Genomic DNA, 13,059 nt, shown 5'->3' on the forward strand with positions numbered 1-13,059 from the left:
TCTAAAATCTGCAATAAAAAAATCCTGCTTCAATTAAGAAACAGGATTTGGTATTATTATCCGTATTAAGAATAGATTATTTTATCAAAACTTTTCGATTTATAACATTTTGGCTGTGAGTTATTTTTACAAGATAAACTCCGGTATTTTTAAAATTTACAGTTTTATTATCCAGAAGTATATTGTTTTCTTTTGAGATTAATTTTCCTGAAATGTCATAGATAGAATAGGAAACCGGTTCTGAAATAGTAGTATTAAAAACTATTGCTTTGTTATCCGTATTTCTGATAATTAAGTTTTTATTATAGTCGAATTTTTCTGTTGATAAAACACTTGCATCGTATTTATAAATTGACTGTACACCAATAGCGTAGCCAACATTATCGATAAAACTAAAATCTGAAATAAAACCGCTAGGAAGAGTATAAGAAACCTCTTTTGTTACAGCATTATATATTTTACCTTCGGTATAACCAAAGAATAAATCATTTGAAAATGATGCAGCCGGATTAAAACGAAGGAAGTTATTTGGTACTTTTTGCCAGACGTCATCTGTTTTTACAAAAGTAGTTCCGTCATATTCATCTGTACCAAAAATATTGTATAAATAGTCACCAACAGCCACACCTCTGTAGTCAATTTTAGTGAACTTATATGCTTTTGGAGTAATCGCTGTTGCTGGCATCGTAAATACCTGAGTCCAGTTTATTCCGTAATTTGCTGTTTCATAAATGAATTTATCATTTACAATAGCGTATCCTTTACCTGTAGCACGGTCAATGCTATAATTGCCAAATACTAACAGATTATTGCTATTGTCAAAAAATTGCTCTAATGACCATGTTGCTCCTCCATCTGTAGTAACCAGTATACCTTTTGAAGTTGTTAATATACCATTGTTTTGGTCTTTGAAGAATAGTTTTTTTAAAGACCCATTTTGGGTGAAGTTTATGGTTATTTTTGACCATACGCCGCCATTGTTTACGGTTTTGTACAGATCAGAACCCTGAATTGCCCATCCGAGGTTTTCGTTAATGAAAAAAAGACTTGTTAATTGAAATTTTACATTGTTCTTTTTAAAGATTTCAGTCCATGTAGTTCCTCCGTCAGCAGTATAATAAAGAGAAGCTTTTGCATCATTGCTAAAACCGCCTACAAAGCCTTTTTCTGAAGTTACGAAAAACACTTCGCTTGTTGAAAAATTATCCTGAAAAGTGTATTTAGGTTTCCAGGTATTTTGTGCCAAAACTGCATTTGCAATAAGAAATAAATAGAATAAGTAGATTTGTTTCATAGAATTTATTTAAGTTTTATTTTACAAAATTGTCGTTTCAAAAATAATATTTTTCTTGTAAAATTAAAATTATGTTTTCTATAAATAGAAGATTTTTAGATTCTTATGTGATTACCTTTCTAAGACCTCATTTTTGAGAATATTAAAAAAACAGTATGGAATAATTAATAAAAATATGTAATAAAAAAAATCCCGCCTCAAATAAGAAACGGGACTTCGGTGATATTCTCTTTTTTTTTATTTTAAACTGTTGCAGCAACTTCTTGCGGTAACGGAATTTGATTTTTAAGTAAATCTTCGAATGTTTCGTGTGCACGAATCAAGATTCCTTGTCCGTTCATCCATAGAACTTCGGCTGGTTTGTATCTTGAATTGTAGTTTGAAGACATTGAAAAACAATATGCTCCGGCGTTTCTGAAAGCAAGAATATCGCCTTCGGTAATTTCTGAGATTCTGCGGTTGTTGGCAAAAGTATCAGTTTCGCAAATGTATCCTACAACGGAGTAAAAACGCTCTTTTCCTTTTGGATTAGAGATGTTTTCTATATAATGTTGTGAACCGTAAAACATTGGACGGATTAAGTGGTTGAAACCGCTGTCGATTCCGGCGAAAACGGTTGAAGTTGTTTGTTTTACTACGTTTACTTTTGCTAAGAAGAAACCTGCTTCGCTCACAAGGAATTTTCCAGGTTCGAAAATCAAGGTTAAGTCTCTACCATATTCTGCACAGAAAGAGTTGAATCTTTTTGATAATTTTTTACCTAATTCTTCGATGTCGGTTTCGATATCGTCTTTTTTGTAAGGCACTTTGAATCCGCTTCCAAAATCTAAGAATTGTAAATCTTTGAAGTGTTTTGCAGTATCAAACAAGATTTCAGCTGCATACAAGAATACTTCGATATCTAAAATATCAGATCCTGTGTGCATGTGAATTCCAACAATGCTCATTTTTGTATTTTCAACAATTCGCAATATATGCGGAATCTGGTGAACAGAAATCCCGAATTTACTATCGATATGTCCTACTGAAATATTAGCATTTCCGCCCGCCATTACGTGTGGATTAATACGAATACATACCGGAATATGAGGATGTTTTGTTCCGAATTGTTCTAAAATAGATAAATTATCGATATTGATTTGTACACCCATTGCGGCAACTTCTTCAATTTCTTCAAGAGAAACTCCGTTTGGTGTAAAGAAAATTCTTTCGGGTTCATAGCCAGCATGAAGTCCTAATTGAACTTCCTGAATTGATACAGTGTCTAAGCCAGACCCCATGTTCTTTAATAACTGAAGAATCGCAACGTTTGACAATGCCTTCATGGCGTAATTAACTCTTAAGTTTTCTACCTTAGAGAAAGCTTTAGTTAATCTATTGTACTGAGATTGGATTTTTTCGGCATCATAAACATATAATGGACTTCCAAATTGGTCTGCTAACTGCAGTAAATCTTTTGCTTGCATTTTTTAAATCATTTTGAGCAAAGTTATTACACTTTTAACTAACTGCAAATTATTTGTAGAAAAATAACAAATTGTAACAAATTGTTTGTTTTTAAACAAAAAGTTGTTTGTTATCCAATTTTGTAACGTTGTAGGAGGTTGAAAGGGGCAGAGATACAAAGATACAAAGGTTTTTTTGCCACGAATTACACGAATTTCCACAAATTTTAATTGTAGATTTTTCGCAAAATGCTCGAAATATAATACGTGGTTTCAACCACGGGCTATGTTTGAAATTGAAATCGGCAAGAAAATAAAAAATTTGTGGAAATTCGTGTAATTCGTGGCAAACAAAAAATCCTTTTAATCTGTGCATCTGTGGCTAAAAAAAACAAAACCCCTGAATATAATTCAAGGGTTTGTTAGTAGTTATGTTGTTTATTGGAATAAGAGTAAATAGAATTCTAAGAGAAAAACTCAGTATCTTAGAACCTTAGCATCTTAGAGTCTTAATTTATAAACTCGGTAAATCTCCTCTTCCTTTAGTAGGCAGGTTGGTAGAGCCCATTAAGAACAAATCTACCTCTCTTGCTGCTTCTCGACCTTCTGAAATAGCCCACACGATTAATGATTGTCCTCTTCTCATATCACCTGCAGTGAAAATGTGAGGAACGTTTGTTTGATAATTATGCGCTTTGTAATTGCTTCTAAAATCAGTTTCAATTCCTAATTGCTCGCTTAATGTTTTCTCAGGACCTGTAAATCCTAGAGCTAATAAAGCTAAATCGCAAGGCCATATTTTCTCAGAACCTTCTTTTTCGATTAATTCTGGACGTTGACCCGGAGTCATTTTCCATTGCACTTCAACGGTTTTTAATCCAGTTAATTCACCTTTATCGTTAGAAATGAATTCTTTAGTATTGATTAACCAGTTTCTGTCGCATCCTTCTTCGTGAGAAGAAGATGTTTTTAACTGCAACGGCCAGAAAGGCCAAGGAGTTGACTCGCTTCTTCCAACCGGAGGTTTTGGTAAAATCTCAAAGTTAGTTACCGATTTTGCTCCGTGTCTGTTTGAAGTTCCAATACAGTCAGAACCAGTATCTCCACCACCAATAACGATTACATCTTTACCAGTTGCTTTAATTTGATACGGAATTGATTCTCCGTATAAAACTTTAGTTTGTTGTGTAAGGAAATCCATTGCCTGAACAACGCCTTTGCTTTCGATTCCTTTAGTTGGCAAACTTCTTCTTTCTGTTGCTCCTCCGCATAAAACGATAGAATCGAAAGCGTTTAATTCTGCTACGCTAAAGTTTACACCAACGTTTACATCAGTTTTAAAAGTGATTCCTTCAGCTTCAAGAATTGCTACACGTCTGTCGATAATTCCTTTTTCTAATTTAAAATTTGGAATTCCGTAACGTAATAAACCTCCAATAGCATTGTCTCTTTCAAAAACAGTAACCGTGTGACCAGCTCTGTTTAATTGCTGAGCTGCTGCAAGTCCCGCAGGCCCTGAACCAATAACAGCAACTGTTTTTCCTGTTCTCTTTTTTGGTGGTTGAGGTTTAATCCAACCTTCTGAAAAACCAATTTCAACAATGTTTTTCTCGATGTTTTCGATTGATACAGGATCTTTAATGATTCCTAATACACATGCTTTTTCGCATGGAGCAGGGCATAAGCGTCCTGTAAATTCCGGAAAGTTATTAGTTGATTGTAAAATCTCTAATGCGCTCTGCCATTCTTCCTGATGTACCATGTCGTTGAAGTCAGGAATTAAATTTCCTAACGGACAACCACTGTGGCAAAAAGGAATACCACAATCCATACATCTTGAACCTTGTTCTTTTACTTTATCTTTTGCTAACGGAATAGTAAATTCGTTGTAGTTTGAAACACGTTCTGCTACTGCTAAATTACTTTCGTCGGCTCTGTTATATTCTTTAAATCCGCCTATTTTACCCATGACATTTTAATTAAATGTAAATGTTTAAAAATTCCAATTCTTAAAATTCCAAATTCCAATTTCATCCTTCGACTTCGCTCAGGAAGACATTGTAAATAAATCTAAAATCTAAAATCTGAATTCTAAAATCATTTATCCAGCTATTAATTCTTCTATTTTTTTCTCTTCTGCAATTCTTTGTAATGCTTTTTTGTAATCAGTTGGCATTACTTTTACGAAGTGCTTTTGTTGATTTTCCCAGTCTGCTAAAATTCTTTTTGCTAATGGACTGCTTGTGTACAATGAATGATTTTTGATCAATCGTCTTAGTTTCGTAAGATCTTCTTCTTCCATAGGGTCGAATGCAACCATTTCCATGTTACAAACTGTTGAGTCGAATTTCTTATTTGGATCGTAAACATAAGCTACACCACCGCTCATACCAGCTGCGAAGTTTCTTCCTGTTTTTCCTAAAACTACTACTGTACCACCGGTCATGTATTCGCATCCGTGATCTCCAATCCCTTCAACAACTGCTGTTGCTCCAGAATTTCTAACGCAGAAACGCTCTCCGGCCATTCCATTAATATAAGCCTCTCCGGTAATAGCTCCGTAAAGGGCAACGTTTCCAATAATGATATTTTCTTCAGGTTTGAAAGTTGCAGTAGGAGGGACTTTTACAATTAGTTTTCCTCCAGAAAGACCTTTTCCTAAGTAATCATTACAGTTTCCGTGAATTTTAAATGACAATCCGTTTGTTGCAAAAGCTCCAAAACTTTGTCCGGCAGAACCTTCAAAATCAACTAAAATAGTGTCATCAGGTAATCCTTGTGCGCCATAAATTTTTGAGATTTCATTACTCAAAATCGCGCCTACAGAACGGTCTGTATTTTTAATTTTAAATGTTACTCTTGTTTTTTCTTTTCTATAAATAGACGGAATCGCTTCTTTAATGATGTCAAAATCTAATACGTTTTCAAGTTGGTGATCTTGTTGTGTTGTATTGTGATTTGGCTGTGTTTTCGCTTTTTCCGGTTTGTATAGAATTGGTGATAAATCTAAACCATTTGCTTTGTAATGTTTGATCGCTTTGTTCACATTTAATTTTTGTGACTGACCAACCATTTCTTTTAAAGTTCTGAAACCTAACTGCGCCATGATTTCTCTTAACTCTTCAGCAATAAAATACATAAAGTTGATTACGTGCTCTGGAGTTCCTTTGAAATTTTTTCTCAATTCAGGATCCTGAGTTGCAATACCAACAGGGCAAGTATTTAAGTGACAAGCTCTCATCATGATACATCCAGAAGCTACAAGCGGTGCAGTTGCAAAACCAAATTCCTCAGCTCCTAATAAAGCTGCGATAGCAACGTCACGACCTGTTTTTAACTGTCCGTCACACTCTAAAACTACACGGCTTCTTAAATCGTTTAAGATCAAAGTCTGCTGTGCTTCAGCTAAACCAAGTTCCCACGGAATACCTGTGTGTTGTAAAGATGTTAATGGTGCAGCACCAGTTCCTCCGTCATAACCTGAAATTAAGATAACGTCAGCTTTAGCTTTGGCAACACCGGCAGCGATGGTTCCAACTCCAACTTCAGAAACTAATTTTACGTTTACACGCGCTTCACGGTTTGCATTTTTCAAATCGTAAATCAACTGAGATAAATCCTCAATTGAGTAAATATCGTGGTGAGGAGGAGGTGAAATCAAACCTACATAAGGCGTAGAGTTTCTGGTTTCAGCAATCCACGGCACCACTTTTTCTCCAGGTAATTGTCCACCTTCACCAGGTTTCGCTCCCTGAGCCATTTTAATCTGGATTTCTTTAGCGTTTGTCAAATAGTTGATCGAAACACCAAAACGTCCCGAAGCAACTTGTTTGATTGCACTGTTTCTGGAATCTCCATTAATTTCTTTCTGGAAACGTTTTGGATCTTCTCCACCTTCTCCAGAATTACTTTTTCCGCCAATTCTATTCATTGCAATCGCTAAATTCTCGTGTGCTTCCTGGCTGATAGAACCATAAGACATTGCGCCTGTTTTGAATTTTTTTACAATTTCTGTCCAAGGTTCTACTTCATCAATAGAAATTGGATCCAAATTGTTGAATTCAAATAAACCTCTAATAGTCATTAAGTTTGAGCTTTGCTCGTTAACGGCATTTGAGTATTCTTTATAACTTTCAGGGCTGTTTAAACGAACCGCTTGTTGTAATTTAGAAATAGTAGTTGGGTTAAACATGTGTTTTTCACCACCGCGTCTCCATCTGTAAATACCTCCAATTTCAAGAGAAAGCAAACTTGCCACTTTTGAATTAGGGAAAGCTTTTTGGAAACGTTTTTTAACTTCTTTTTCCACTTCCATTAAACCAATTCCTTCAATTCTTGATGGCGTGTAAGGGAAGTATTTAGAAGTAAATGTTTTGTTTAAACCTAAAATCTCGAAAATCTGAGCAGCTCTGTATGAATGTAATGTAGAGATACCAATTTTGTTCATGATTTTAACGATACCTTTTGCAATCGCTTTGTTGTAGTTTACAACAGCATAATCAGCTTTTACTCCGGTAATGAAACCTTGAGCTACCTGATCGTGAATGATTTCGTTTACCATGTAAGGATTGATGGCACTTGCACCGTATCCGAACAATAATGCAAAATGATGTGGTTCACGAGGTTCTGCAGATTCAATGATGATTCCGAATTTAGAACGAACCTGTAAAATATTCAAAGAGTGGTGAATGTAAGAACAAGCCAATAACATAGGAATTGGAGCTAATTCTTCACTTACGCCTCTATCAGAAAGAATGATAATATTACATCCTTCGTTTACAGCTTTGAAAGTTGCCTGAACACATTTTTCAAGTGCACGCTCTAAACCGTTAACTCCTTTTTCTATTTTATATAAAGTAGAAATTGTAGCCGATTTGAAATCTACGTGATCAATGTTTCTAATTTTATCCAAATCCTCGTTAGAGATAACCGGATTTTGGATTTTTAATTTTTTACACTGTTTAGATTCAATTTCAAAAATATTGAAATCTCCTCCAACAGCTAAACTAATATCTGTAATGATTTCTTCACGAATACCATCCAAAGGTGGATTAGTAACCTGAGCAAATAATTGTTTGAAATAGTTGTACAACAATTGAGGCTGCTCTGACAATACTGCCAAAGGCGTATCGTTACCCATAGAACTGATTGCTTCAGCTCCTTGTCCTCCCATTGGGTTGATGATTGTTTTTAAATCTTCAATTGTATAACCAAATAAACGCTGTCTTGTCTGGAAATCTAATTTCTCAACCGGAGTTGGGTTATTCGTATAAGGAACTTTTGCTAAAGGCAATAAGTTAGCGTCTAACCATTCCTGGTACGGACGTTTTGTAACAATTGCTTTTTTAACTTCTTCGTCTTCAATAATACGGCCTTCGTTCATATCAACCAGGAACATTTTTCCTGGCTCTAAACGACCGTGCTGAATTACATCTTCCGGATCGATATCTAATACACCAATTTCTGATGACATGATTACGAAACCACTGTGTGTTAATGTATAACGAGAAGGACGCAATCCGTTTCTGTCTAATAAAGCTCCAATTACATTTCCATCTGTAAACGGAATAGAAGCTGGACCATCCCAAGGCTCCATAATACAAGCGTTAAACTCGTAGAATGCTCTTTTTTCAGGAGACATTGTCTGGTGTTTTTCCCAAGCTTCAGGAACAACCATCATCATCGCTTCTGGCAATGAACGACCTGTCATTAATAAAAGTTCTACCACCATATCCATAGAAGCAGAATCTGATTTTCCTTCTAAGATAATTGGGAATAATTTTTTGATATCATCGCCAAAAACTTTGCTCTGCATAAGCTCTTCACGAGCACGCATACGGCTTACGTTTCCACGAAGTGTGTTAATCTCACCATTATGACACATGTATCTAAACGGTTGAGCTAAGTCCCATGATGGGAATGTATTTGTAGAGAAACGCTGGTGTACAAGCGCTAAACGAGTCACCAAGTCCGGATCTTTCAAATCTATATAATAACGGCTGATGTCTTCCGGCATCAATAAACCTTTATATATTATAGTAGTTGTCGATAAACTAGTAAAATAAAACATGTGGCTTTCAGAAGTTTTTGATCCTCTTACGGCATGTTCAGCAATTTTTCTAGCTGCAAAAAGTTTTGCATTAAATTCTTGTTCAGTTAAATCTTGTCCGTTTTTAGAAACGAAAACTTGTTTAATTGTTGGTTCTTTTTCTGCGGCGATCTGCCCTAAATTTTCAACGTCAACAGGTACATCTCTCCAACCTAAGATCTTTAAGTTTTGATCTTTAATAGTTGCTTCAAATGCATTGATACAAAAAGATACCTGGTTTTTGCTTTTTGGTAAAAAAACCATTCCTACTGCATACTCACGTGTTTCCGGGATTTCAAAGTCACAAACTTTCTTAAAAAAATCATGAGGGATATCAAATAAGATTCCCGCCCCGTCTCCAGTTCTTCCATCAGAACTAACGGCACCACGATGTTCCAATTTAATTAAGATGTCTAATGCTTTATGAATAATATCATTTGATTTAATACCATTCAAATTACAAATAAATCCTGCACCACAATTGTCGTGTTCAAATTCAGGCAGATAAAGCCCTTGTTCTTTAACTTTCATTCTTGATATTTTTTCTACAAAAATAAAGATTTCGTTAAACATAATGTAGTGAAATTATACTTTAGCTTACATTTTTGTTGTAATATTAGAAAAAGGCTTCTTAATTGATAATATTATTATATTAACCATTGCGAAATGATAAAATGATAATCCGAATTAAAATATATTAAGAAAAATCGTCTCAAGGCTAATAAATACGGTGAAGTTTTTGTTAAATATCAAACGTTTTAGTGGTTTTGAGTTAATATTAACAAATCGTTTCGTTAACTATTTCTTTGCATTGAAAAAGAATAAACGTTTAATACCTATAAGTGTCATTTTTTAATAGAAAAAGATTTTACTATTAAGTTGTATTTTGTTACTTTTGTCCGACTTTTATTCTGAACTAAATTCAGAACCAGACAAATTCTATATTATGAACATACACGAATATCAAGGAAAAGAAATTTTAGCAAGTTACGGAGTACGCACTCAACGCGGAATTGTGGCTAATAATGCGGTTGAAGCTGTAGCTGCTGCAAAACAATTAACTGCCGAAACTGGTACAGGATGGCATGTAATAAAAGCACAAATTCACGCAGGTGGTCGTGGAAAAGGTGGTGGAGTTAAGCTGGCAAAAAACTTACAGCAAGTTGAAGAGTTAGCAGAACAAATCATCGGAATGCAATTGATCACACCTCAGACTCCGCCTGAAGGTAAAAAAGTAAACAAAATTTTAGTTGCTGAAGATGTTTACTATCCTGGTGAAAGTGAAACTTCTGAGTTTTATGTTTCTGTTTTATTGAATAGAGGTACAGGACGCAACATGATCATGTATTCTACTGAAGGTGGAATGGATATCGAAGAAGTTGCTGAGCACACTCCTCACTTAATCTTTACTGAAGAAATCGATCCTTCTGTTGGATTACAAGGTTTTCAAGCAAGAAGAATTGCCTTTAACTTAGGTCTTTCTGGAAATGCTTTTAAAGAAATGGTGAAATTCATCGATGCATTATACAACGCTTACATTGGTTCTGATGCTTCTATGTTTGAAATCAACCCAGTTTTAAAAACATCTGATAACAAAATCTTAGCTGTTGATGCTAAAGTGAATATCGACGATAACGCTTTATATAGACAAGCTAAATATGCTGAAATGAGAGATATCCGTGAGGAGAATCCAATCGAAGTTGAAGCTAAAGAAGTAGGTTTGAACTATGTAGATCTTGACGGTACTGTAGGATGTATGGTAAACGGAGCTGGTCTTGCAATGGCAACTATGGATTTAATTAAATATGCTGGTTTTGAGCCTGCTAACTTCCTTGACGTAGGAGGAACTGCTGATGCAAAACGTGTTGAAACAGCTTTCAGAATTATCTTGAAAGATCCAAACGTAAAAGCTATTTTAATTAATATCTTTGGAGGAATCGTTCGTTGTGACCGTGTTGCTCAAGGTGTTGTTGATGCTTACAAAAACATGGGTGACGCTATTAAAGTTCCAATCATTGTTCGTTTACAAGGAACAAATGCTGAAATTGCAAAAGAATTAATTGATAATTCTGGTATGCCAATTTTATCAGCTGTTCAATTCCAAGAAGCTGCTGACCAAGTTAAAGCTGCTCTTTCTTAATTAAATAAGAAATCAAATTATATAGAAAATCCCTTCGATATTCGGAGGGATTTTTTTTTGAAATTATGCCAAAAACATTCCTTTTGAGAATATTTTTTAAGACAAAGTATATCGTAGAGACGCACAGCAGTGCGTCTCTACGATCAATGATGTGTAATAAAAGATCCCTTAGATATTCGGAGGTTTTTTTTGTAATTATATCAAAAACATTCCTTTTGAGAATATTTTTTAAGACAAAGTATATCGTAGAGACGCACAGCAGTGCGTCTACACAACGTATTTAACATTGTGGATTCCCAAGACGTAGACGCACTGCTGTGCGTCTCTACAATAAAATGATATGTAATAAAAAAATCCCTTCGAATATTGAAGGGATTTTATGAAATAATGATATCTCAATATTGATTATTTCTTATTCTTACCGTTTTTGTAAACCACTTTTTCTACAACAGATGATTTTCCATTTCCTTTTGGGAATGCTTTCTTCTTAGGTTTTCCCGCTGCTGAACCTGACTTTGATGGACTTTGATCGCCTCTTGCTCTTTCAGAATCTTTTGGAGCAGCTTTAAACTCAGGTCTTTCTTTAGAAGTTTCTTTCTTCGGAATTTCTGCTTTATGTTTTGCTAAAACATCCGTTGGGTTTTTAGGATTTTCTTTCGTTCCTCTTAAATGAATAACCAATCCGTTTAAGAAGTTTCTTAAAACCTGATCGCCGCATTCCATATAATTAGGATGATCTTCGGCTCTAAAAAAAGCACCCAATTCTGATTTTGAAATTCTAAAATCTACTAATTCTAAAATCTCAACTATTTGGTCATCACGGAGCATCAAAGCCACGCGAAGTTTTTTAAGTATATCGTTATTTGTCATCGTTTATTTTTTGCAAAGGTACGGTTTAAAAACAATTCGGACTATTTATTTTTTTTTGCCACGAATTAATTTTTATGTTTTGCCACAGATTAAAAAGATTTTAATGATTTTTTTAAGCAATTTATGAATCCTCATAATTTTTTTAATCTGTGGCAAAAAAAATCGTGTAAATTCGTGTAATTCGTGGCAACCTTAAATAATATTAAGAATTTAAAACCACAGCAAGTTTATCTAAATCTTCTTTGAGATGGTTGGCTGTAATTACAATTCGATTTAGCGGTTCAGCATTTTTAGTGTATTTAAAACTGGCAATAATAATTTTTTCGTTTTTTAATTTTTCAACTAATTCCTTTGATAAAAGATAAATCAAAGGATAATTTTTATCAAACTTTATATTGTTGTTTTTGATTAAAATCGAATCCACATACTTTAAATTATCCAGCAGTTTGATGTGCTGCCAAGTATAAATTTCTGCAGCATCAGAAAGGGTTTGTACAAAAGCAGGGTTCATTCCCGCCGCACTTGTAAAAGTTTCCATTTCTTTTATTTCATTTATAAATCCAAAATCGCCGGCAATTACTCCTCCGGTTAATCCGAAAGCTTTTCCCAGAGACGAAACCATGATTTTTCTTTTAACTGGATATTGAATTGAGGAATAAATTCCAGAACCATTTTTGCCTAAAATCCCAAAAGAATGCGATTCATCCAAAATTAAAGTAACTTCTTTATGATTTGGAATTTGTTTTAAAAAGGATAAATCAGCAGGCTTTGTTTCAAAAGTAGGAACACCGTCAGTAAGAATCGTTATTTTCTCCCGTTTTGAATCTAATAAACGATCATTTAATTTGTCATTAACAAATAAAGGAAGACTATTTTCAATGCTGATTGCATTGTGCGTATCATTAAAATGAAAAAAACAATCTGTCTGCTTTTTCATTAAATCTATAACCAGTTTTCCAGCCAGCATTCCTGAAGAAACCGTAACAGTACTATCTGAACCTATGTGAGAAGTCAGAAACTTTTCTCCTTCATCGTACGCTTTTAATTTGATATTGGCCGTTCTGGAACTTCCGTAAGTAGTTCCCCAATTAAGAATGTTCTTAACCACCAAATCCTGAAAATTTTTGTTTGTTGGTAATCCCAAATAAGCAGTTCCGCCAAAATACAAATACTGTTCTTGGTCAATTTCAATAATACGGTCGGGAAATTTTTCTACTATCAT

General features: G+C 34.5%; 7 protein-coding genes. 1 reads left to right on the forward strand and 6 read right to left on the reverse strand.

The genetic code is table 11. The features are described from left to right. Window positions 1–76: 76 nt before the first annotated feature. The 4 genes from NLJ00_RS11710 to gltB form a co-directional block, all read right to left on the reverse strand. The gene (locus NLJ00_RS11710; protein WP_256637309.1) at window positions 77–1,294 is read right to left on the reverse strand and encodes a T9SS type A sorting domain-containing protein; all 1,218 of its coding nucleotides are present in this window, start codon (window positions 1,292–1,294) and stop codon (window positions 77–79) included. A 242-nt stretch (window positions 1,295–1,536) separates the two neighbouring features. Continuing rightward, window positions 1,537–2,760, reverse strand: coding sequence for a diaminopimelate decarboxylase (lysA, locus tag NLJ00_RS11715; protein ID WP_053471072.1), 1,224 nt, complete (start codon window positions 2,758–2,760; stop codon window positions 1,537–1,539). A 493-nt stretch (window positions 2,761–3,253) separates the two neighbouring features. Next, complete coding sequence (locus NLJ00_RS11720; protein ID WP_256637310.1) at window positions 3,254–4,708, reverse strand: glutamate synthase subunit beta; 1,455 nt, start codon at window positions 4,706–4,708, stop codon at window positions 3,254–3,256. Window positions 4,709–4,840: 132 nt separating this feature from the next. Next, window positions 4,841–9,358 (reverse strand): glutamate synthase large subunit, encoded by a 4,518-nt coding sequence (gene gltB / locus NLJ00_RS11725; RefSeq protein WP_053471069.1) that lies wholly within the window; start codon window positions 9,356–9,358, stop codon window positions 4,841–4,843. Between the two features lie 415 nt (window positions 9,359–9,773). Here gltB and sucC point away from each other — a divergent pair, with 415 nt between their 5' ends. After that, a complete protein-coding gene (sucC, locus tag NLJ00_RS11730) occupies window positions 9,774–10,967 on the forward strand; it encodes an ADP-forming succinate--CoA ligase subunit beta (protein WP_053471068.1) in 1,194 nt (397 codons plus the stop codon). A 405-nt stretch (window positions 10,968–11,372) separates the two neighbouring features. Here sucC and NLJ00_RS11735 read toward each other — a convergent pair whose 3' ends face one another. Both NLJ00_RS11735 and NLJ00_RS11740 read right to left on the reverse strand, forming a co-directional pair. Further along, the gene (locus NLJ00_RS11735; RefSeq protein ID WP_256637311.1) at window positions 11,373–11,837 is read right to left on the reverse strand and encodes a DUF1456 family protein; all 465 of its coding nucleotides are present in this window, start codon (window positions 11,835–11,837) and stop codon (window positions 11,373–11,375) included. A gap of 202 nt (window positions 11,838–12,039) precedes the next feature. After that, window positions 12,040–13,059, reverse strand: coding sequence for an aminotransferase class I/II-fold pyridoxal phosphate-dependent enzyme (locus NLJ00_RS11740; protein WP_256637312.1), 1,020 nt, complete (start codon window positions 13,057–13,059; stop codon window positions 12,040–12,042).

It is taken from the genome of Flavobacterium panici (assembly GCF_024499525.1).
Taxonomy (GTDB): Bacteria; Bacteroidota; Bacteroidia; order Flavobacteriales; family Flavobacteriaceae; genus Flavobacterium; species Flavobacterium panici.